The sequence below is a fragment of the Acinetobacter sp. Ac8 genome (assembly GCF_055392545.1).
On the sequence record NZ_AP043689.1, the window covers coordinates 3,005,208 to 3,028,467 of the forward strand.

Here is a 23,260-nt window from a genome sequence, read left to right on the forward strand (position 1 = left end):
ACGCAGCAAATACAGATTGCGTACTCTTTTGATTAATGAGTTTTTCTTATTGTACGTTTAAAACTTTAAATTTATAAAAAAGCCAATTCAATGTTAATAATTTAATAAAAGGACAGTTGCTAATTTTGACTGAGCAACACAAAAAAGGAATCAAATTGAGTGAACTTGCATGGAATGTGAGTTTAGAAAAAATTTAACAGTGCATATCCCTAAAGCTCATTCGAGAGTCTTTTATACAATTATTCAAACTCACTGATATTGATCGTTATCGCCCGAAAATCAATATTTTCAACATGGATGTACTGGTTTCATAATCGAATAAATAGGATATTTAAATATGGATAACACTCAGAATATATTACAAAAATTTGCAATAAAAGTCAGTGATTGGTCAGAAAAATGGTTTCCTGATTCCTATATTTTCGCCCTATTAGGCGTCATCATTGTCGCCATAGCTGCGATTGGAATAGGAGCCTCTGTTCAGGATGTCGCAATTTCATTTGGTAATGGTTTTTGGAGTTTGATTCCATTTACGATGCAAATGTGTATGTTGATTGTCGTTGGTTATGTCGTTTCAGTATCTAAACCCGTCGAAATGCTGATCCAAAAAATGGCTCAGATTCCCACATCTGGAAGGAATGCTATTGTTTTTGTAGCGACCGTCAGTCTGTTGATTTCACTGATTAACTGGGCCATGAGCACAGTTTTAACTGCCCTTTTGGTGATTGCACTATCCAAGCGTAAAGAGCTGAATATGGATTATCGTGCAGCTGCCGCAGCCGCTATTATTGGTATGGGAGCAACTTGGGCACTGGGTATTAGTTCTTCCGCTGCCCAGTTACAAGCAAACAAAGCGAGCTTACCAGAACCACTTTATAACTTAACCGGTATCATTCCTTTTACTGAAACGATCTTTTTACCACAGTCGATGATTATGACTGCCGTATTGATTATCGTATCAATTGCCATTGCATTCTGGTCTGCACCTAAAGGGAATAGTATAAAAACCATTGATGAATTTGATATTCATTTTGAAGATGAAAAGACCGAAGTTCAAAGCCAAAAACGCCCAGGTGATTGGCTGGAAAACTCCCCTATTCTTAGCATTTTAATTGTTGTTTTAGGTCTGATCTGGATGTTTAATGAATTTACAAAAAGCAATCCGATTATTGCGATTTCCAGTTTAAACACTTACAACTTTATCTTCTTAATGCTCGGTATTGCTTTACACGGAACGCCTCGAAATTTTTTAAATGCCGTTTCTAAAGCTGTCCCTGCGGTTTCTGGCGTACTGATACAATTTCCACTCTATGGAAGTATTGCTTTTATCATGACAAGTGCAATGAATGCGCAGGACTTATCTCTATCTCATTATATTGCTGAATTTTTTGTATCGATTGCATCCAAGGAAACTTTCGCAATTGTCATGGGGTTATATTCGGCTATTTTAGGCTTTTTCATTCCATCTGGGGGTGGTAAATGGATTATTGAAGCACCTTATGTCATGCAGGCGGCACACGATCTGAAAGTACATTTGGGCTGGTCTGTGCAAATATATAATGCTGCAGAAGCCTTACCCAACTTAATTAATCCTTTCTTTATGTTGCCTATGCTGGGAATTTTAAAGTTAAAAGCCAAAGATGTCATTGGATTTACAGTTACTCAGCTTGTCTTCCATTTACCTTTGGTTTTATTCTTATTGTGGATTCTTGGTCGTACTTTAACGTATATGCCACCTACTTTTTAGAATGTAATATTTCTTCCTTGCCCTGATTCTAGCATTTAGGGCAAGGCGACCACTAAGCATTGATATAAATAATCAAAAATTTCAAAGTGGGTAACACTCGGTAAAAGCATCAAGCAATTAATTAAAAAATTAGAATCTTTCGCGGATCAAACTTATTAGTTGAGATATTTTTTGATGATGCAGCTACATCTAAACCTATAAGCTTGTAGGAAAAATTAATGAAAATATAGTAATAATAGAAAATAAAGACTTCATATCTATATATTTAAAATCATTATCACTATTAAGCAATATTTAGTAGTTTATTTTTGGTCAACTATGGATCTACTTTTTTAGTTATCCTTAATTATTAGAATTAGCAACTGGATAGTGTAGTGGTACAGAATCCAACTATTTTGGAAATCACCCAAGTTGAAAAAGAGTATTTCAATTGTGTGGCCGCTAATGTGCATTTATTTAATCAAGATACTCATTGTTAAACATAACTCTTTAATTTATAATTATATTTTTATTAAAAATGCGTATTAATAAAAAATTTTAATTTAAAGAGGTTGTAAATGCGTTTCTTTCAATACCTTCCTTTGACTATTATGCCATTTATGGGTGGGTGCATCGCTATGGAAAGTGTTCATAATGTAATTGCTAACACTAAATCTAAATATCAAGAACCAACAACAGGCGAAACAGCTAATTTACGTGCATTTTATAGTGATGCATCTAGAGTAAATATTTATCCGAACTCAAAAAAATTAGCTGATATAAGAAATGATAAAAATGGTGGTTCAGTTGCTACAAAGCGATTTAATTCGGGACTTATGTCTATTGACTATGAGGCCAAAATTATTGGTATGCCATTTACTCCATCTAACCAGCGAATTTTTGCTGAATATAAAGTTCCAGCAGGACGTCCTTTTATAATAAGTCTGCATTATTCATATTCAGAATTACAAGGAAATGTTAATGTGACAACATCTTGCAGAAAAAGAATTTATAAAGTCAATTTTGAGGCAAATAAAAATTATGGTACTTATATTCGTAAAGACAATAGACGGTGCATTTACCAAATATTTGAATATCAATTAGATGGGAGTGAAAAACCTCTCACTAATATTGAATTAATTAAATAACCTTGAAAAATTTAAAACCAAAGTCCTCAATCAAGTGAGGGCTTTATTCTTCACATCATTCAAAGTACTACAATCATTGTATTTAGCAACAGTATCAATAATCCAAAACCATATATCTTTACCCTGTCCTAACTCCAATTTAAGGAGTTTGGGGCAAGGCTAATTAAAAATCCAAATTTTAACTTTATATAGCTTAACCTAATATCAAATAAAAAATTATTTACTTTCAATAGTATCTAAAGTCATCTGAGCTGATATATTTCCATTTTCAGCCGCTTTTCTGTACCAGGCGATAGCCGTATCAACATCACGTGATACACCGTTACCATAAGCATATAACATTCCAATATAAAGCTGTGCTTGTCCGTAATTTTGGTCAGAAGCTTTTAAATACCACTCCATCGCTTTTTTGTAGTCCTCTTTTATTTCATATGATAGACCTACATCAAATTGTGCTTCTGGATCGCCCTGCAAAGCAGCTTTTTTTTCCCATTTTAATGCTTCATCTCGGTCTTGAGCGATTCCATACCTACCACTTGCATATGCTAAGGCTAAATCTTTTTGTGCACGTATATTTCCCTTTTTTGCACACTCTCTTGTTAATTTTAGATCAAGAATTATTATGCCATCAATAATTTCAGCAGTTCTACTTTCATCGTTTTTAGGGCATTCTTCTGCAAATACATTTGGTAAATATACAAACAAACATATTGTTAAACTAATTTGAGTCAAAAATTTCATATATGAGATATTCTTAATAAGTATAATTCTTCACTTAATTACTTTCATCATTCGATGAAATATAGCTTAACAACCCATCTTTAGAAACGAAGAAAGGTAGATTTCCAGCAAGAGCATACGTTAAGTTTTTATTTTTCAAAAACTCAACTGTATTATAGGCAAATATCCACCCTGTCTAAATATCTCCTTTAATGCTATAAATCATACATTCCGTACCATTATCTTGTGATATTTCACTCAACTTATTATCTACTAAAAGTTTTGCTGACTCAAAATCAATCATATATTCTCCCTCTTTAACTGATAATAAATAAACCCAGTCGTATTTACTGAATAATCCGTAATAGAATTATTTTTCTGAGCATCATAAAATCTAATTATTTTCTCTTGGTTAACTAAATTAAAGATATAGATTCAATTGAGTTCTATACATAATCGCTTCTTCTAATAAATATTTTATCAAATGCAAATACTCAACATCAGGATATTTTTCAATATATGCTATTGTAAATTGAAAAATATCCTCTAAACATTTTTGTCCAGAGATAATCTCCTCTTCAGATTCACTCACTAAAAAATCAAATTTTTTATTTAATTCATTGAAGTAACCTATTCTCCACAATATAGCTAATTTTTTTCCTCTAAAGGAACAATAGTCATTATTTCTTGATCAAAAACACCGTAATTGTCTTTTTCAACAGCATCTTGATTATGCGGTACTATAAAATAAAGCATTATTTAATTCTCTTAAGGTAAAGCATTAAAATGTGATACCATTTGATATTCAGGGCCTATACACCCTATCTGCTTACCATTTTGTAATGTTTTATTGCTGAGACTTTCTCTGTTCAATCTCACAAACTGCCTTGTAGAATTAATATTAGTGTTCTCTATTCTAAAATAATTCCCTGAAAGATATCATAAATAACTCTCATAGCAGTTGTTGGATTTTCAAAATATTTTTTCTCTATTTGTACTATTATAAACTCGAGCGTTACTACCTGCAAATTGCCTAACTGTTCTACTAAGACTTGCAGATTGCCAATTCATTGTAAAACGCTCTTGTCTCAACCCTCCTTGCAACCTTTCGATTGAGTTGTTATTTTGTTTAGTAAGGTCATTAAGCATTCGCTGTACTCGATACACCTCTTGCATTGTGAATGTTAGTTGCCCTGTTAGAACTATCCGAGAATTATCATAGTTAGGATTACGTAACCTAATTTCTTGTTCTAATCTTTATACAGTTGATGTTAGAGCAATTTGAAGATGTAGATGTTTCAGGTTTTGGATAATACTTAACAGAATTATTCGCAGGATCCAACACCCAATCAACAACACCTAATAATTGCTCTACTGCAAAAGTTAGCGCATATCATCCAGCTAGCCACCACGTAAAACTTTAGCAACTTGCGATGCGTTTGGAGTAATTAAAACTGACGACTTAACTGGGCCTTTTGTGGCATCATATAATATGGATCCTCCAACAGCAGTTGGATTTAATAGATTCCATCCATTAATTGTTACAGCATTAACCAATGCTGAATTCAATAAAAATAATAAGGAAGCTAGGAAAATTACTATTCTTCTAAACATATAAATTTTCTCTTTGTGAAGTTATAAGAAATATTAATAATTGTTTTCAACCTATTAGTATAAACATGCTCAAAAACAACATGAAAATGATGAAATGAACTTTGGTAAATTTACTCAAAATTATTTTAGTTGGGATGAGTTATTTACCGTTATTTGATTTTAAGCACGATTTTTTCCAGCCAGTGACAAACTCATTTATGACCTTCTGCTGCCCTAGCATTGTTACATACACGGGCTTAGATAGCGCATCAGCAATCATGTCCTCTAATAATTGAACTTGATGTTCCATTAACCCATCCTTTGTATCATCAAATACTTTCTTTAAATCAATCCCTCCTTGGCGCATTTGAATGATCATGTCGGCTGTCTCTTCAACAATTTTGCATTCATCAGCTTCATTTGCGAAAGCAGAAGAACTTAACAATAAAAGTAATAGAATTTTAAATTTCATATTTTTGCTCTTAGAATTTGAAATATTAAATAAAAATTGGCTAAAACTAGTTACACAAACTAACATTTTATGAAACTTTTCTACATTACAATTTTATCAAAACTATATAAAAAGGGAATATATGAATAAATATCTAAAATATACACTGATTACGGTTGGGGTTTTACTTATTCTTGGAGTGCTATTTTTCTTAAACTTCATGAGAATTTGTTAATTTAATTTAAATAAGCCCTCACTCAGAAGTCCATGCTTCAATCAATCTTTCTGTATCAGCTGCTTTACCATTGCGCGATATTTTCTAATTTAACTTTTGAGTATTGTCGTGAGAGTAATACAGTACTCAGTGATACCACTTCATTTACCTCATCCCCCATCTAATCGCTCTTAGCTGTTCTCTCCTCATTCGGATTGTAATCTTGTGCCATTTGAGAAAGCAGACCTTGTGCTAAAATTCGCGCCAAAGTCAGGGTTAAACTCTTGTGCAAATTTATAAGTGGGGCAAATCAATTTACTTTTCTACAATATAGCCTCTAAAGCTTATATACACGTACTGTTCAAGCAACCAGTCCGCTGTTCATGTAGATTTCCGTTTCTCTCAAAACATCTCATAGATGCTTTTGGCGTAGTTGATAGGTTTCCTTATAAATATTGTAAAATTCAATCAAGCAATCAGATCAGCAAGATAAAGCTCTTGTTTTTTCAACTGAATGATTTGAAATTGAATCAGCGCAAGTAAATACTGGCAAGCAATTGATAGATATGCAATAAACAACACAGGAATGCATAGCAACATGAGTAATAAATTCGAATTCCAAATTCTAATATTTACTTAAAATCTAGCAATATCAAGCAATAATAAGAATTAACAGAAAAAATATTAAACTCATATATTCAATAGGTTATGTAAATTTAACTTTAATAAGCAATATTTAGGAATATTTAGCAGTCTATTTTTTGTCTACTATGGGTCTACTTTTAAAATTAATAATTTGTAGACTGAACAGGTTTTATGTACTTATTTTTCAACTTTTTTATAAGTCACAAAAATTAAAAAGGGCCTGTCAATTAGTCAGCCCCTTGGTGATATTACTCTCTTGCTTCAATTTTGTAGTATGGAGATGTCAGACTTGATATGTACAATGTACGTATCTGTTAGAAATGATAATTTTTAAGATGCAACACTCCATACTATAAAATTAAAAAGACTCTAAAAAGCACTAAAACGTTTACTCCAAGTTTTAATATCAAAACTCAATAAATGCACTAATTTTAAAAATTAAATCGCATTTTGGTTTACACGTTTTGATAATTCCTCTGCACTTTCAACTCGCTCTGAATATCGATCAGTTAAATAGGCTGATTGCCCTCTAGTTAAAAGTGTAAATTTATAAAGCTCTTCCATTACATCTACAATCCGAGTGTAATAAGAGGATTGTTTCATTCGATCATTTTCATCAAACTCTAGGAATGCCTTAGGTATAGAAGATTGATTAGGAATAGTGATCATACGCATCCAACGCCCTAAAACACGCATTTGATTCAAGCTGTTAAAGGACTGAGATCCTCCACTTACCTGCATCAATGCTAATGTTTTTCCTTGAGTAGCTCGAATTGCTCCAGCTGCTAAAGGTATCCAGTCAATCTGGGCTTTAAAAATTGAACTCATAGAACCATGGCGTTCTGGTGAGCACCAAACCATACCTTCAGACCAAGATAACAATTCGTGAAGTTCTTTAACTTTTGGATGTTCCGTATCTGCATCTTCAGGAAGAGGTAATCCTTTTGGATGGAAGATTTTTACTTCTGCACCTAAGTACTCCAACACTCGACCAGCTTCTAAAATTGCTAGTCGACTAAATGACCTTTCACGATTTGAACCATACAACAGTAGAATCCGTGGAGCATGATTTACTTCTTTTGCTTGAACCTTTTCTAAAGTTGGTTGTCCAAGAAGATTTAAATCTAGATTTGGGAGAGCCATAGAAATTACACCTCGTCTTGAAAAAACTTTTTCCTGAGCCACAAGGACACACTAACTAAACCAATCAATACAGGTACTTCAACAAGTGGACCAATGACAGTTGTAAACGCCACGGGGGAAGCTAAACCAAAAGTCGCAATAGCAACAGCCAGTGCCAATTCAAAGTTATTTCCTGCCGCAGTAAATGAAATTGCTGTGGTTTTAGGATAATCATTCCCCATCCATTTGCTCATAAAGAAACTAATGAAGAACATTACAACAAAGTAGATTGTTAAAGGAATTGCAATGCGGATTACATCTAATGGTAGGCTTACTACTTCTCCACCTTTAAGGCTAAACATGGCCACAATTGTAAATAAGAGCGCAATTAGACTTAAAGGGCTGATCTTCGGTATAAACTTAGTTTGGTACCATTCCAAACCTTTTTGTTTGACTAAAATCAATCGAGTTAAAAAACCAAGTAAAAAAGGAATTCCTAAATAAACGAGTACAGCATGTGTGATAGTCCAGAAATTCACATCAATGACTTGTGATTCCACGCCAAAAAACGGTGGTAAATATGTTAGGAATAGCCAAGCATAGGTGCTGAAAAATAGTATTTGAAAAATACTATTAAATGCGACTAACGCTGCAACATATTGATTGTCACCACATGCTAAACCATTCCAAACCAGTACCATTGCTATACATCGTGCCAAACCAATCAGAATTAGCCCAGTCATATATTCAGGATAGGAATGCAGAAAAATAATAGCTAATACAAACATTAAGCACGGTGCAATGAGCCAGTTTTGAACCAAAGAAAGAGTTAGAGTTCGTTTATCTTTGAAAACTTGCGGCAAAGTTGCATAGTCTACTTTGGCAAGCGGCGGATACATCATCAGAATTAGACCTAGCGCAATAGGAATATTTACTGAATCAATGCTTAACTTGTCCAAAGTAATTGAAGCTTGGGGGAAAAACACACCAATCCCAACCCCCAGCGCCATTGCAATGAATATCCATAGCGTTAAATTGCGATCTAAAAAAGACAGTTTTGATGTGGTCATTATCTTACTCAATATTTGAAATTTTATTGATTTCAGAAATAAGTTCAGGACGTGTAAGTTTATTTACATCTAAGGTAAATAAAGCATCCAAACGCTTATTGATGTGATTCACAGTAACTAAAAATGCTTTAAGCTTTTCTTCTTCTGGAAGATCTAAATGAGATGGATCGGCAAGCCCCCAATGTGCTTTGATTGCTCCACCTAGATAAAGTGGACATGCTTCTTGTGCTGCTTGATCACAAACAGTAATCACAACATCAGGTTGATATTGTTCACAATCATCAACTGTTTTACTTGATAAACCTTCCGTTGATAGTCCTAAGTTTTCAAGAGTTTTAATTGTTAATGGATGAACCGTACCTGTTGGTTTACTGCCAGCACTATAAGCTTTCCAACCTGAAGGTGCACGGCTATTAAATAACACTTCTGAAAGAATGCTTCTGCAACTGTTACCAGTACATAAAAATAAAAATTTCATAAGGGATTACTCGCAATGAATTGAAATAGACGAATTAACTTTATTGTTGTTAATCATTTCGTCATTTTGAATTGAGATGATGTTTAAAACGGAATTAGCCCATTCAGGAAGATTAGGATTCAATCTGTAATACACCCATTGGCCTTGTCTTTGGTCAAGCAAAATTGAAAGATTTCTAAGCAATGCTAAATGTCGAGAAATCTTAGGTTGGCTAAGTTCAAGTTGTTCTGTAAGTTCACAAACGCATACGTTTTGTTTTGCAATAACAAGTTTTAATATGTCTAAACGAGTTGGGTCAGAAAGACACTTAAAGAAATCTGTTTGATCCATTTTTTAATACTCTATATATTTACTATTGCGAATATACGCATATCCATATATAAATGCAATATTCTTTTTTATTGAGAAATCTCATGTCACAAAAAATTAAGATTTACCATAATCCAGCATGCGGAACGTCAAGAAATACTTTGGCACTAATTCAAAATTCAGGACAAGAACCTGAAGTTATTGAGTACCTTAAAAACCCACCGAACCAACAAGAGTTAATAGAATTAATTGAAAAATCAGGATTGACTGTTCGTGAAGCTATTCGCAAGAACGTTGAGCCTTATGAAAAACTAGAATTAGAAAAAGAGCATTGGAGTAATCATCAATTAATTGGATTTATGATTGAATTTCCTATTTTAATTAATCGCCCATTTGTTTTTACTGAGATTGGTGTGCGACTTTGTAGACCATCAAAATAGTTTTAGATATTTTGCCAAATCCACAAATGGGGGCCTTTAAAAAAGAGGACGGTGAAGTAATAATTGATGAAAATGGAAATAGAGTTAAGTAAATTTAAATTAATTTTTAAGTAAAAAATGGGTCTTATACGAATTAACCTTTACTCAGAGGGCCATTCTTCCCTTAATCTTTCTGCATCAACAGCGTGTCCATTAGTTGCTGATGCCACTGCTCGATATTCAGTGATGCAGTTTTCGAGTATGTCACTGTTGGTATTGGTGTACTCAATGATGGTTTCTTTGGAAGCTCTGGACAACCGGCTGTTTGCAACTTTATACGAAAGTTTTATTATTGTTTTAGCGAAATTGTCATTACATTAAAGTATGTATTTAATAGTTTAAAACATAATTAAAAACATGGTGCAAATTATCATCCAGCCACAGTCAATTACATTAATAAAAATCAATCCTACCCAGAGCTTTAAATGGGTTTATTTACGAAAGATTACACACCCTTTAAATCTACATATATCAATACTAAGAACAATGAGGTTAATAACATCGAAACAATTAGTCGCAGCAAGTTCATTGAGCATCCATTAAGTTTTTCAAATATACTCCCATACAGTATTTAAACATTTCTAGTCTAAAACTCTATTAGCTTATTATTCCAAAATTATTCCTAGGAATAAAGCACTCATCGATTAATGTTTTGTGTAATATTATGCCACTATGTGAAAAAAATTAATATATGTAAAACAATAGTTTATGGTTTTTAAAGGTTTAGTCATGCTTGGGATAAAGTTTGGCCAAAGTAATAAATTGCAAATAGCGTCATGAGTACATTTAATTATCAGGCCATTCTTCCCTTAATCTTTCTGCATCAACAGCATGTCCATCAGCAGATTAAGAGTAATTAGCACTCTATTTCTGGTCTAATATGAATCTATTTTTTGAGAACTCGAATTAGTAGACCAGACTGAAAATCATTAGATAAAAATTGAACTATGATGATTTTCACGATAGTTGAATTATGTCCTCAAATTTGAGGTTATCAATTATGGTTAAATTGACCATACCTGAAATTACAAGGGTTTGAAGATTATGCAGCCCCTTTTTTTTAAAGTAACAATCATTAGAAGAATCACTTTAAAACCAAGGATTTTTAAAGCTGCTTATGTTAAAGATTGAATTTAACGTACACTTGATTTTTTTAACTAGTCTTATTAGTTCTCTAAGAATAATATTTTTTTTCATTGGCTTTGATACTCACTACCGTAAATGTATGTTCTTTATATTTTATTTTTTGATTGATTGTGACATTATCAAGCTCTTCCCATAACTCAATGATAAAAAATTCAGATGTTTCTGAGTTGATCCAAACCCACGCTTCATTCATCTCTTTATTAATAGAATTATAAATTGTATCTTTTTTCTTAACGATTTTATGCAATTTAGATTCTGCATCTTGGAGCACTATCTGATATATATTCAAAAATAAGATTTCCTATTTGATATTAAAGGCAATATACATCATCTAAGCGCTTAATGTATTTTAATTAAATATTTTTTTACAATTCATAAATTTCAATAAGTTAAGTTTAATTGTTGCTTTGACGAAATTGTTATTGAATTTTTAATATTTTTTATTCCGAAATTTCTTCTAACAATAAAATCTTAATTAATGACCCTATTCTTCGCATCATCCAAAGCTCTTCACTCGAAGTTTTTTGCACTCATATGAACAACCCATTAAAAAAAAAGCCTGTTACCAGACTTAATGTTAGATTATTTCTTAAAGAAAATATCTGTAATGACTTCACAGAATTCATCTGTAAAGGTTTAATAATCTTTAAGAAATTTTATCAATCTTAAAAATTTTACCACTTAATGTACTTTGAAAAAACATTTCAAAGCTAGGTCGTATATCTTCACCTTCAACTGTTATGTATTTTAAATTTGAAAAACATTGAGTATTAGCAAAATAATTATCTACTGTTGCTTGAATGAGATATTTAATTCCAAACTGATCTTTAACACTGATATTTTGTTTAATCATTGCGATATCCTAATAAAATTATGGTAGAAATAATGGATCTACCTAAGTATCCAATAGCTAATTGAGTTTTATTTAAATAACTCTATCATTTAATTTAAATAGTTGATTTATAGACGCATAAAATGTACGTCCATCTAAATTTAAATCTACTTCAATTCCAGAAGAAAGCAGGACTCTTTTACCAACTTCAACTGTTTTAAAACCTTCACGTGTACTTTGTATTTTATTTAGAGGAATTAGAGACACAAGAATTTCTGTACCATTTTTAGATTTTGCAATTAAATCATTTATTTTTAACAATTTACATCCTAAATTTAATCTTATCGACATTCATAAAATTACTAATAATAATTTTAAGAGAAAATAAAAGCACTAATAAGTGCTTTTATTTAGTACTGCTTATAGTTACTTATACAGCAACAATATTTACAGCATTTGGGCCTTTTTGACCTTGTGCAATACTGAATTCAACAGGTTGACCTTCAGCAAGGGTTTTGAAACCAGAGCTAGCGATTTCGCTAAAATGAGCAAAAACGTCTGGACCTGATTCTGGTTGAATAAAACCGAAACCTTTAGCTTCGTTAAACCACTTAACAGTACCTTTCACAATATTTGAATTAGACATAATAAATCCTATTTTTTTTAAAAATTTTAGCCAGTTCATTGACTATCGGTAACATCGAAATAATAAAGAATGGAGCTTAAAATCTGAAAAAAACGAAGGATTATGACTAATACTGCGGTACTTAGAGAAGATTTACCAAACATAACTTTTTCTAGTTAGGCTCATTATATACTGAAAATAAAAATAATCAAGTTTTCTTATATATATATTTATTTTTTTTATAAAAAAGTTTGGTTTTTAATTTAAGAAATTGAAAATAAAGACAAATTAAATAAAAAGTAAATTTTAAACTCTATTATTACTTATAAAATATATAAATTTTCGGAATTTACTGTTATAATATAACGCTTATATACAGAGTAAATGCATGAACAAAAAATATTTCAGTAGTAAATTCTTTTTCTTAATTTTTATTTTAATTGTATCTATTATGCTGACCGCTGTGATTAATGATGACATAATTGATACTATTTTAACCATAATTAATTGTTTTTTAATAATTAAAATTATACATATCTTAGCAAAACAGCTTTTAAAAACTATTTTTGAAATTTGTAACCCCTAAATTTAAACATGTTGTAATAAAATTTATTTCACAATAATCTAACTCAGTATGCCAATCCTTCAGAATCACTCTTTTTCAACATGATAAGCTGCTATTTGATTGAATTCGCTTGTCTATCCTGAAATTTTATGCTGATTAATGTTCCTGACTCAATTTTATATCATAAAATGTGAACATAGAGTATAAATATGCTGCAAGCTTAAGAAAACACTCAAAGAAACCTAATAATTAATAAACATAAATTCAATATTAACTCCCTTTATTTTTATAAAAATTTATTTGCTCAAATTTTAGACTACCTTTATTGAGTTTATACAAGGCATAAACTTCAATTTCTTCTGATAATATATTATTTAAAAAATCACATATTTCTATAGCTTTTATATTTTCATTTGATTTCCATATTGCATTGATATGAAAATCCCACTCACAACCAATAAAACCACTATCAAAAATAAATGCTGTTTTATTTTCACCATTTACTCTATATACCAATGCAAACGAAACATTCTCATCATAAACTATTCCATTAAATTTATTAGTAATTTTCGAAACTTGCATGTAATCAAAAACCTGCGTTTTATGGAAATTTGTCTTACACTTAACTACTTTACTTCCAGTTTCAATGTATATCTCAGGTTTTTCAAAATCAGGAAAATATCTATCATTATTAACATTAAGATGGCTAAATTGCTCTGTATCTAGTGCTATCGTTTCATAAGGCTTTAAAATTAATGGAGGTGAACATTTTATTATTTCAAAATAATAAGTCTTATCGAAAATCGCTACCACTTTATAAATAGTTACTGGCTTATCTCTCATATTTCTAAAAATTAGATTATTTATCCTAGAATGAGATGATTTTTCAGTTGTTATAGAGTAGCTCACACCAACTTTATTCCCAAATTTCATATAAGCAAAATAAATTGTAAATATTGAGGCTGATAAAGCTAAAACTGCTCTAAATTCTTCATCTAACCAGTTCCATATAGAAGATAAAAATTCCATAATTATATTCGTTATGTTAAAAATTTATTATATTACTTTCAAATAAACTAGGGAAATTATTTAATTTAAATGATTTATGCCTTATATTATTGATATTGTGAATTTTAAATCATAAAAGTACCAAATAATTAAAGAACTCATTAAAAATTTTGTTAATGAGCTCTTTTAAAAATTAATTACTTTTTTAAAAATAACTCCATTTCAATTTTTCTGCGCTTTATAAGTCCATTCAAAACTCGACCACCTCCACGGTTCCACCGCGGGAATTGCTCTGCTGCGCCTTTATAATCTTTTGCATTTAACTTTTTGAGTAGTGTTGAGCTTTTAAATGCACCAATGCCAATGTTGTAAGTCAAAGATACCAACGCATCAAACTGGTTTTGATTCAATGCAACCTTTACAGCCGTATTAACCGCAGATTCAAATTTCTTTAAATCTTGTGCCATGTAAGACTTAGCTTGTTCTGCAGTGCAAGTTTCGCCTTTCTTAACTGCGACACCATTAATTGCTGTTGTGCCGTAACCTATAGTCCATACACCCACACCATCGTCATACGTTTTGAGTCGAAGATCTTCAAAACCTCTGATCAAATTAATTCCTGTATTGCTAATTTTCACGGCAACTTACCTCCCGAAACTACTGTTTTCCAAATCAACACAAAAGTATCGATCGCTTTACCACCTAAATGCCCTGCCATACCTGCAAGTACTCCAATAAGCACCAACGGCATATCCCAATAAATACACAATAGAACTGTGATAATCCCTGCGAATGCAGAGATAATTAACTCACCGAAAAGTCGCATAAATATCTCCTTCAACGGTTTAGGTTCTTTTGACTGATTTAATCTGCGAATGAAAGCGACTAAGCCTCCTAACATTGCTAATGCAATCATCCAACCGTAAGTTATAAGACCTGTAACGATCTCCTTTAATGTTTCTTTATCCACAAAACCCCCTATTTTTGGCAATAAAAAAGCACCCTGTTGAGTGCTCGTATTTAGTTAAATTAAGTTTCAGTTGTTGCTTGGGTTATACGTGCTGAATAATTCCAAGCGGTTGCTTTCCAAACATCTCTTGCTGTAACTCGAACATAATATGTTGTAGTTGATTGAAGTTGATTAATCGTACAAGCGTTTTCAGTACCAGTCCAATTGGCTGCTACTGTTCCTGGATCAAAGTTAGCATTTGTGCTTACCCAAACTTGATAGTCTTTCAAATCAGGAACTTCACTTGGAATCCAAGTGACTGTAATTGAGTCTTTTGTTGCCGATGTATAAACATTTAATAATTGAGGTGGTACAGGATTGCTAATATTTAACTCAGCATAGGAGCTTATGACTTCTCCATTTTTACTTGCTACACGAATTGTATATGAACGCTGCACACCATCTATTTTAGCTTCCTCCATTGAGTAGCTATAATCAGTGTTTGTCGTATCTACAGTTCTTAGTAATATGCCACCAGATAAGATTTGAACAATATAACCAGATGCGCCTGCAGTATTTTGCCATTGAACCTTAAAACTTGTTCCAACAAATGCCGACTGCAAAGATAAACCTTTAACGCCTGATGGAATACCTCCACTAATTGTATGACTATATGCAGTTACTTCATCTAAAGATTGCTCTTTCTGCTCTAGGCCATTAAAGCTAGTAAATTTCAAATAAACCTGTTTACCGATTAGATTCTGATTAAAATCATACTCAAAAATTGCTCTATCTATGCGAACAAATGGTTCACCGGCATTATGTGTACTTGGATCATAATAACGTCCCCGAAGCATTCCACTTAATGTATACAGCCCGGATCCATTCAACGTTGCTTCAACATAATTGACAAACTCATCACCAATCTTACACAGTGTTGCGTCTACCTGTGCTTCCTCAACAGTACCGCTAAATATCTGACTTGATGTATTAAGCTGTACCTGAACTGAAGTGTCACTTGTGCTAAGGCTATTTGTAATTGATCCATATCGAGCTGAACCATAAATCGTGCCTATTCGCTCATATGTTGTATTGTCTAAACTTACCCATACATTACAACCGCCCCAATTGATCCCACCTGATGCTGCTATCCATATTTGATTTATTCCATTGGTTAGATCTAAAGGCGGTTCAAAAATAACAGGTGCATTAACATTACCTGGATCTTCATTACCACCTTGGTAACCATTAGATGATTGCAAATCATATTCAATAGCAGATCTGGAGCCCACGGCTAACTCATCAGCAGTAATCGTCAGCACCCCGTCTTCGTCTTCTTCTACACGTGTAATTCGTACAGGAAATTGAACTAAACCTAAGGATTCATCTGTAATGGTTACAATATCCATCGGTTCTAAACGGCAGTACTTCCATCCTAAATTAAACTCATATTCATTCCGAACATATAAGAGCCGTTGCAAACGTAATTGCACCGCATGTCGGGCAATTTTGGGCTCGCAGAACATCTCAAGTTTTACTGGATCTTCAGTACGCAAGCCAAACATTTCAATATTTGCCTGGTCTTTTGCTTCAACAGTTTCAGTGTTGTATTGATTGAACCGGTTTACATATTCAATCTGAGTATGATTAAAAGCATCAGTATCACGGCTTCGTCGAACTCTAATTGGTGGTTCATCTTCACTGATAAAATCATCATCAGTTAAGTGATATACCGGTTCTAAATTAGGCGTAAAGGTATGACCATTACCAGTGATTGATGAATCACCAAAAGTTTTGATTTTCAATCCGTCAGGACTTGGTACGACCGCACAATTAACCGCTTCAACAATTTCATTGATGATTTCATGTGCTTCACGTTGTTCTGTCAAAGCTGGACTGATTAATAAATTAGCTGCAGCACAATACGTCCTAAACTCAGATAGATCATCCATGCTTAAATAAGGTGAAGCACCATAGCGCGGATTGGTAATCAAATCCTCAATTACATCTGCCGGATTAGCATCATGAATCGTATCTGAAAATGTAATGTCGCTAATCACTTCGAAATTGTGATTGGCAAGACTTGCACTACCACCTAACTCATAATTGGCACATGCTACATAACCAAGATAAGGATAATTAATTGCTTCATTTGGATGTTTTGACTGTAAGTAACCCCAAACAGGATTGGCATTCCCGTTGTATAGTTCAAATCCGATTTGATCTATTGGTTTTAACTGAACGCCCTTTTCAGTTTTAGTGACGATTTGTTCTTTGTCTCGCCAAATGATCCCAATATCTTTGATTTTGTTTTCACAAAGCCCCAGCATCAATGAAGTGTAATAGGTGTAGGTTGTGTTCTTAGTTTTAGATCCCCCTCCTTTACCACCGGACTTGGTTGTTGTGGTTTTGGCAATTGAATGAAAATCACCATACCAAAACATATTGGCAGCAAGTCTGTTTTTACCGTAAACTAAAGGCTGACAAAGCCCGTAAGCTGATTGCTGGACTCGCATAGAATTAATACGAGTATCAGAAGTACTTATTGTGTTTCCACCAAATAATCCACTCATTCTATTTTTAGCCTCTTCATACGAAAAAACCCAGCTATTCGCCGGGCTAAACTTCCTTTTGTGCCATCCTGAATAATGACCCCAAGATTGATATAGGAATGGATTATAGTTGGCCACTCAATCACGATTGCGCCATGACTAACGCATTTGCCAATCTTATAAAGAACAATGTCACCTGGTTGAGGTTCATCAACTTCAAAGCACACACTTTTGATATGCTCTAAATAACGCTCGCCCATCTGGTGCATATGCCAGTCTGGTGGATATGGGCGTGGATCTAGGTAATCCATTAAGCCTACTTTTTCATAAACTTCACAAATCAAAGTTCCACAATCAACACCCACACCCTTGATTCTTCCTTGGTGATGGTATGGTGTACCAAGCCAAGTCATTGCTTCATCAACAGCTTCGTGGTTTTTCATATTTTACTCAAATAACGTTAAGCGATTGAGATTAAAAAACTTCGTACGATGTTCCTTAAGCTTTCAACTGACTTTCCATCTCCGCTCGCTGGATGAATGTGGTCTGGCATAGCTGGATCAATTGAATTAAAGTTGTTTCGATTTCTATAACCAGTCTTTTCATGAAGATTTAAAATCGGAGCTGCCCAATAATCAGCTAGTGACTTAATAACAACATTCATTTGTTTGAAGAAATCTTGTTTTTTTGCAATATTGGGATTTGCATTATCATTACTGAAATGTGTAATAAAGCAAAACTTCAGATCAGGCTTCAAAGTCAACATCTCATCAATAATTTTATTATGAGCACCGATGAATGTATTTGCATCGCGTGAATCTATACTCATAGCAGAATTTAATGGATCTTCCGGATCAAAAGCATCGATATCTGCTGGATGTTGATCATAGTCATTTACACCATAATCAAACACAACAAGATCGGGTTCTCGTTCGGTTCCAATTAAATTCAACAATGAATTTTGATAATTAATTGAATCAGTTAATCGAGAAAATGACAGCACAACACCAAGCCCGATCCCACCTGCGGGAACACATTTATTGATAATACTAGCACCAAGGTCGTGAACAGCGAGATTTGCATGCGAATAGCTATCACGTTCCGTATCCGTATTTGAATGCGGATAATGCTGCATCATCCCCCTTGCCATCATCTTTTGCTTTGCTACCTGTTGGTTTAGTCTTGGAATCTTCTGTAATTGAAACATCACCAGATTCAAGTAAAGTTTTAAAAACTTTATTCTTGGTTGACGAGCTCTACTGTTTCAGTTGGTGTGTTAAATACGGCAAGTGAGCGAACTATAAAGAGTTTTATCTCTTTTTTTAGAGCCGCCATAACCTTAATCCTGTCAACCTACGTCAACCTAAATAGATAAAAAAAGAGCCTAAAGGCTCAATTAATTAGACATGTTCCGCAGCATTTCGTTATTTCCAAGTCTGATACAAACGGCGGGTTCTTAGCGACCTCAACCAATCGCTTGACGTTATCGCTTGCTCCCCACCGTTTGACCACCCCGATAAATTCCTCTACATCATGGCCAGCTAAATAATGCTTAGGTAAGCCTGTATGATCGCTATAGAGGATTTCCCCATCCTCGTCACCCTCAACACCGATGTGATATAGCTCATGCTCAATCAAAGCGCAAAATTCACGATCGTTTGCACGTTCGCAAAAGCTTGCATCGACAGTAATGAGATAAACCGGAACAAATCCAAACCAGTCGCGCATTTGCTGCTCTTGCCGAGCTTTACGCCAACCACCTTGATTAAACATGACCTTTTCACATTGACCTAATACCATTCTCTTTTTAGCAACGGCGGCAGATGACGCCCAAGCGAATGCTAAAAAGGTTTCATCGTCGTGTAATAGCTCTGCTATGTGATCATGGTCAGGGTTATATAATGCACCACCAATCGTTAAGAAATTTGTTATCACCCATTCTTTTAGATCCACGGCGGGTTCCAGGCGTATCGATTCCTCTTCTTCAGCTTTATCAATAAAATCAGTCGGTGGAAATGGTCTGATCTGTTCCATTTTCTAATCTCTCTAACTGCCCTTTAATCCAATTGATTACATAACCAGAAAGGATCTGATCTGGGTGAAACCGTTTAATTTTATAACCTAGCTCTTCAGTTTTATCATAGCGGTCAACACTCCAAGCTTTATTGGCTAACTTTCCACTACGCCCACCAGACCATGAGCCTCCCTCAATTTCAATAAAAAGTCTTAACCTCACGATATGAAAATCGAATCGCCAATTTTTAGTGTGGATTGGTTGAAATTTACGTTCATACCCAATTAATAAATCACTAAGTTCTTGATGTAAAGTTTCATCAGCTTCTAAATAATTCTGTTTCGCCTTAGGCAGTGGTTTTGTTCTTGGTTTTTTTGTAATTGGCTTCTTTTGGGTAAAACTGGTGTATTGGTTAACTTCCATAAATAGCACCCATAAAAAACCTCCCGGAGGAGGTAAAGTTAAGAAATAGATTTTCCAATAATTGTTGGAAGTGGTAATAAAGCCTCTATGATTGGGGAATCAGTTCTATCCCCATTCCAGTATTTATATGCCAACTCAAACGTATTCATTACTTGCCCACCAATAGTTAAGAATGACATATCTCCCAAGAAATATTCATCACTTTCAACTTTGAATAAATTAGCATCATGACATTGATACTTTTCCTTAAACATCTGCGCATCAGCCAAATTATGCCACGCAAACATTGAAACAAATCTAGATGGTAGATTAGCGAAATCTGCTCTTCTAACTTGTTCAAAAATAGCTTCTATCATTGGAGAAATTTGCACTAGTTCTCTGCTTCTACTTAATTCAACAAAGGGCGGATAACCAAACAAATAACGTTGCCCATGTAAAGATATACCATTAGGATAATTTCTATAAAATGATTTCTCAAGATCATCATTAGAAATCATCCCTTCTATTGAAATTGTATGTGTTTTGGTGAGATCTGTTATTAGTTCTATTTTTTTCCCTTCAAATAAAACTTTACCCCTATCTACTGTAATAAATTCTGCCATTTCTCTTCCAGCAATATTAATAATGTTAAAAATTATACATTATGTTAATTCTTAAGTAGTTTATTTTATCTTGTTAACTATCTACTTTAAATTATTTCAATATACTTTACACTTTTCTAATTTGCTTAACCATCATTTCACAATGATTCTTGAAAGCCCAAGTCCAATTAAGATGTTTAAGTATGAGTAAGTGTGCTTTATCTTGTTCGAGTATTTTGAGATTTTTTTGTGCTTCGACTTAATTCATAACAACCGACCTTGACGTTTATTTTTACGTCTTTTAGCCTGAGAAACTTTGTTAGACTTTGATTTGGTTTCTTGGTGTGACATTCGTAAGATTGGTGAAGTATGTTGCTTGGATGTCCCAGGGTTGGAAAAGCTCATACCAAATCCCCTAGCCAATACACCAATTAATGAAGCAATTTTTGAACGCATTTCACTTTCCTCTAGGCATTAAAAAACCCCTTGGGAGGGGTTTTGGTTATGTCTCAATTAGAGTGGCTTTTGACTCACACCAATTTCTAATAAATTTTCTTCAATTTCATCTATTTTGAAATAATATCCCTGCTTTAAACAGTATTTTTCAATTTCTTTAAGACAATTGCCTTCAAGTTCCAATACATTTATAACTGCCTTTGAAACATCACTAGATTCAAATTGATTGGTTTTAAATAATATATCAAAAATATCTTGAAAATCAGTTGAGCTTGTAGTCGGTTGCATGGTGATTCCTTATGAATCTAAAAATAAAACCACCATTCTAGCACAATTTTCGCTCTATAAAATTTCGCAAACCACCGTAACCAATTGTATTATATGCACATCTTAATCTCAGATCAGTTTAACCTTCCCACACTTCCGACACTCTCTCACCGTAAAGAAATCTGAATATTCCCAAACGTGTAGGCAGAAGATTTGTTTTAGAATCATAGATACCTCCATTAAAAAACCCCAACAAAGTGGGGTTCCTTAGAATCATTAAGCAAAAACTAAACAGGGATAGAGTTATTGCATAAATCTTCATTTAGCTATTCTTAACAGGTTATTGGTTTATTTCAACCTTTTTGGTGAATATTTTTTAGATGGCATTAAAAAACCCCTCGGAAAGGATACTTTTATTTAAATTTATAATGCATAAACGTCTGTTTCTACTTCATCCCATAGACGCACAATTGTTTCTTTAAAAATCTTGGGATGCTTTCCACTTATAATATAGAACGTTTTAATATCACCATTGATACTAACTTTTGTTCTTTCATATATTTCAGATGGTCTACTCATGCCATTTGAAGATCCGAATTGCTTGAGTATTCGGGTAGAGCCTTGATCCAAATCATTTTGCGAGACATGTTCAGAATCTGAATTACCACCAATAAAATATGTCATCTAAAAAATCTTCTATAAAAATGAGATCTAATTATACAACATCTAAAAATTAAAATGGGGGAACAAAAAAATGTAAAATATTGTTATTAATAAGAAAAAATGTGCATAGTGAACTAAGCCTGTATCACCCTCCCACATTCATTAACCTTGAAATAGTCACCAAACCCTAACCAATAAAGGATTCAGTTTTAAAATCTGGGTGAGTGGCTTTATACAAAATCAATCTTCTTTTTTCAATTTCTAAAAATAATTTAGGCTCTTCAGACCACGTTGATTTACCTGCGTTTAGACCTGAATGCATCAAAGCCCACTCTGATACATTTCCATAAATAAATGTATTATCAGCGAAAACCCATTTTGCCTTATTACTTTTCATACTGGTAAAAACTTTATATGTTGGTAATGACCCAAACGTATTAATTTGTGTGTAACGGTATTTATAGATTTCAGACATGGAATAAAGTACTTAAATGACACCTCATTCTACCATCATGCATGTCCACTCTATCTTACAGTTTTAAACTAAATCAGTAAATTTGAGAAAATTAGGCATGACTTTTCTACGAAAAACAAAAAACTATAACAAAAAGTTATCTATTTAACTTTAGTGTCCATATATGCCTCTATTAGTTTACTTATATCAGTTTGCAAAAATTCTTCTGTAACCCAAAATCTTTTAACTTCACCATTAAAGTTCATTTTAATTTTATAGTAAGTAGTAACCATACCTGAACGCACATCCAAATAATCGAAGTAATCTTTTTTATGTATTTTATGAAATAGTTTTGATTGCTTAAAACCATTTAAAGGACCGCCAATATAAACATTCATGTGTCAAAAAATTTCTAGTAAGGTTAACAATAATTATTATATAGCAAATATTGAAAGCAAAAAGCCCACTGAAAAGTGAGCTTTAATTTAGGCACTAATGCTATCTATAAAATACTAAACCTGAATTTAGACCACCAAATAGATACATCAATAATGTAAGAATAAGAAATATAGCGAAAAAGAACATTGCATTTAAAGAGTAGTACATAACTTACTACCTTATTTAATAATTGTTTACACATTATACACGAGAAGTAATATTTCACCTAATTAATACTATTTAAGGTATTGAACTTAATATTTCTGTTCTATATTCTCACTTTTTTAAAATTTTCTAAGTATTTTTTTACAACTTATACTTTATTTTTTACG

The 23,260-nt window shown here is 33.0% G+C and carries 27 protein-coding genes and 2 pseudogenes; 3 read left to right on the forward strand and 26 right to left on the reverse strand.

From position 1 onward, the window contains the following. The first annotated feature begins 337 nt into the window (after positions 1-337). A complete protein-coding gene (locus tag ACZ5QH_RS14195; protein WP_270386212.1) occupies positions 338-1,747 on the forward strand; it encodes a short-chain fatty acid transporter in 1,410 nt (469 codons plus the stop codon). A 557-nt stretch (positions 1,748-2,304) separates the two neighbouring features. After that, complete coding sequence (locus ACZ5QH_RS14200; protein WP_034611728.1) at positions 2,305-2,874, forward strand: hypothetical protein; 570 nt, start codon at positions 2,305-2,307, stop codon at positions 2,872-2,874. Between the two features lie 216 nt (positions 2,875-3,090). Here the strand turns inward: ACZ5QH_RS14200 and ACZ5QH_RS14205 are convergent, their stop codons facing one another. The 7 genes from ACZ5QH_RS14205 to ACZ5QH_RS14235 form a co-directional block, all read right to left on the reverse strand. After that, complete coding sequence (locus ACZ5QH_RS14205) at positions 3,091-3,615, reverse strand: tetratricopeptide repeat protein (RefSeq protein WP_034611730.1); 525 nt, start codon at positions 3,613-3,615, stop codon at positions 3,091-3,093. Positions 3,616-3,649: 34 nt separating this feature from the next. Then, entirely contained in the window at positions 3,650-3,781 is a 132-nt protein-coding gene (locus ACZ5QH_RS14210; protein ID WP_419761945.1) for a hypothetical protein, read from the reverse strand. Positions 3,782-5,347: 1,566 nt separating this feature from the next. Next, positions 5,348-5,659 carry a hypothetical protein gene (locus ACZ5QH_RS14215; protein WP_034611739.1) on the reverse strand — a complete coding sequence of 104 codons (312 nt, stop codon included), beginning with the start codon at positions 5,657-5,659 and terminating at the stop codon, positions 5,348-5,350. 1,276 nt (positions 5,660-6,935) lie between these two features. After that, positions 6,936-7,640 carry an arsenical resistance protein ArsH gene (arsH, locus tag ACZ5QH_RS14220; protein ID WP_303577840.1) on the reverse strand — a complete coding sequence of 235 codons (705 nt, stop codon included), beginning with the start codon at positions 7,638-7,640 and terminating at the stop codon, positions 6,936-6,938. Between the two features lie 5 nt (positions 7,641-7,645). Further along, positions 7,646-8,689, reverse strand: a complete 1,044-nt coding sequence (gene arsB, locus ACZ5QH_RS14225) for an ACR3 family arsenite efflux transporter (protein ID WP_303577841.1) — start codon at positions 8,687-8,689, stop codon at positions 7,646-7,648. A 4-nt stretch (positions 8,690-8,693) separates the two neighbouring features. Continuing rightward, positions 8,694-9,167, reverse strand: a complete 474-nt coding sequence (locus ACZ5QH_RS14230) for an arsenate reductase ArsC (protein WP_303577842.1) — start codon at positions 9,165-9,167, stop codon at positions 8,694-8,696. 6 nt (positions 9,168-9,173) lie between these two features. Next, positions 9,174-9,497: an ArsR/SmtB family transcription factor gene (locus ACZ5QH_RS14235; RefSeq protein WP_303577843.1), complete on the reverse strand. Its 324-nt coding sequence runs from the start codon at positions 9,495-9,497 to the stop codon at positions 9,174-9,176. A gap of 83 nt (positions 9,498-9,580) precedes the next feature. On the opposite strand from ACZ5QH_RS14235, the pseudogene arsC reads away from it, so the two are divergent. Then, positions 9,581-10,008 (forward strand): annotated as a pseudogene (gene arsC / locus ACZ5QH_RS14240) (arsenate reductase (glutaredoxin)). Between the two features lie 1,121 nt (positions 10,009-11,129). Here the strand turns inward: arsC and ACZ5QH_RS14245 are convergent. From ACZ5QH_RS14245 to ACZ5QH_RS14335, 19 genes and pseudogenes are all read right to left on the reverse strand, one after another. Beyond that, positions 11,130-11,390, reverse strand: a complete 261-nt coding sequence (locus tag ACZ5QH_RS14245) for a hypothetical protein (protein WP_303577844.1) — start codon at positions 11,388-11,390, stop codon at positions 11,130-11,132. 357 nt (positions 11,391-11,747) lie between these two features. Beyond that, on the reverse strand, positions 11,748-11,954 hold the full coding sequence (locus ACZ5QH_RS14250; RefSeq protein ID WP_224964142.1) for a hypothetical protein: 207 nt from the start codon (positions 11,952-11,954) through the stop codon (positions 11,748-11,750). 72 nt (positions 11,955-12,026) lie between these two features. Next, the gene (locus tag ACZ5QH_RS14255; RefSeq protein WP_035371050.1) at positions 12,027-12,254 is read right to left on the reverse strand and encodes a hypothetical protein; all 228 of its coding nucleotides are present in this window, start codon (positions 12,252-12,254) and stop codon (positions 12,027-12,029) included. A 109-nt stretch (positions 12,255-12,363) separates the two neighbouring features. Further along, a complete protein-coding gene (locus ACZ5QH_RS14260) occupies positions 12,364-12,579 on the reverse strand; it encodes a cold-shock protein (RefSeq protein ID WP_303577845.1) in 216 nt (71 codons plus the stop codon). A gap of 814 nt (positions 12,580-13,393) precedes the next feature. Beyond that, a complete protein-coding gene (locus ACZ5QH_RS14265) occupies positions 13,394-14,152 on the reverse strand; it encodes a hypothetical protein (RefSeq protein ID WP_303577846.1) in 759 nt (252 codons plus the stop codon). Between the two features lie 176 nt (positions 14,153-14,328). Then, entirely contained in the window at positions 14,329-14,769 is a 441-nt protein-coding gene (locus ACZ5QH_RS14270) for a lysozyme (protein ID WP_303577847.1), read from the reverse strand. Then, positions 14,766-15,101, reverse strand: a complete 336-nt coding sequence (locus ACZ5QH_RS14275) for a phage holin family protein (protein ID WP_464016706.1) — start codon at positions 15,099-15,101, stop codon at positions 14,766-14,768. Before ACZ5QH_RS14275 ends, ACZ5QH_RS14270 begins: the two co-directional genes overlap by 4 nt. Positions 15,102-15,160: 59 nt before the next feature. After that, positions 15,161-17,653, reverse strand: coding sequence for a phage tail protein (locus tag ACZ5QH_RS14280; protein WP_464016707.1), 2,493 nt, complete (start codon positions 17,651-17,653; stop codon positions 15,161-15,163). Continuing rightward, a complete protein-coding gene (locus ACZ5QH_RS14285) occupies positions 17,650-18,075 on the reverse strand; it encodes an NlpC/P60 family protein (RefSeq protein WP_464016708.1) in 426 nt (141 codons plus the stop codon). Before ACZ5QH_RS14285 ends, ACZ5QH_RS14280 begins: the two co-directional genes overlap by 4 nt. Before the next feature lie 17 nt (positions 18,076-18,092). Continuing rightward, complete coding sequence (locus ACZ5QH_RS14290; protein ID WP_464016709.1) at positions 18,093-18,839, reverse strand: hypothetical protein; 747 nt, start codon at positions 18,837-18,839, stop codon at positions 18,093-18,095. Between the two features lie 32 nt (positions 18,840-18,871). Continuing rightward, positions 18,872-18,967 (reverse strand): annotated as a pseudogene (locus ACZ5QH_RS14295) (DUF2280 domain-containing protein); the annotation flags it as partial. Positions 18,968-19,024: 57 nt separating this feature from the next. Then, complete coding sequence (locus tag ACZ5QH_RS14300; protein WP_303578070.1) at positions 19,025-19,666, reverse strand: putative metallopeptidase; 642 nt, start codon at positions 19,664-19,666, stop codon at positions 19,025-19,027. Then, positions 19,635-20,069, reverse strand: coding sequence for a hypothetical protein (locus ACZ5QH_RS14305; protein ID WP_303578071.1), 435 nt, complete (start codon positions 20,067-20,069; stop codon positions 19,635-19,637). Before ACZ5QH_RS14305 ends, ACZ5QH_RS14300 begins: the two co-directional genes overlap by 32 nt. A gap of 38 nt (positions 20,070-20,107) precedes the next feature. Further along, positions 20,108-20,671 carry a DUF2441 domain-containing protein gene (locus ACZ5QH_RS14310; RefSeq protein ID WP_303578072.1) on the reverse strand — a complete coding sequence of 188 codons (564 nt, stop codon included), beginning with the start codon at positions 20,669-20,671 and terminating at the stop codon, positions 20,108-20,110. Between the two features lie 243 nt (positions 20,672-20,914). After that, complete coding sequence (locus ACZ5QH_RS14315; RefSeq protein ID WP_303578073.1) at positions 20,915-21,055, reverse strand: hypothetical protein; 141 nt, start codon at positions 21,053-21,055, stop codon at positions 20,915-20,917. A gap of 108 nt (positions 21,056-21,163) precedes the next feature. Beyond that, positions 21,164-21,394, reverse strand: a complete 231-nt coding sequence (locus ACZ5QH_RS14320) for a hypothetical protein (protein ID WP_303578074.1) — start codon at positions 21,392-21,394, stop codon at positions 21,164-21,166. A 402-nt stretch (positions 21,395-21,796) separates the two neighbouring features. After that, the gene (locus ACZ5QH_RS14325) at positions 21,797-22,057 is read right to left on the reverse strand and encodes a hypothetical protein (RefSeq protein ID WP_303578075.1); all 261 of its coding nucleotides are present in this window, start codon (positions 22,055-22,057) and stop codon (positions 21,797-21,799) included. A gap of 166 nt (positions 22,058-22,223) precedes the next feature. Continuing rightward, positions 22,224-22,511, reverse strand: a complete 288-nt coding sequence (locus ACZ5QH_RS14330) for a hypothetical protein (RefSeq protein ID WP_303578076.1) — start codon at positions 22,509-22,511, stop codon at positions 22,224-22,226. 140 nt (positions 22,512-22,651) lie between these two features. Then, on the reverse strand, positions 22,652-22,888 hold the full coding sequence (locus ACZ5QH_RS14335) for a hypothetical protein (RefSeq protein ID WP_303578077.1): 237 nt from the start codon (positions 22,886-22,888) through the stop codon (positions 22,652-22,654). Positions 22,889-23,260: the final 372 nt, after the last annotated feature.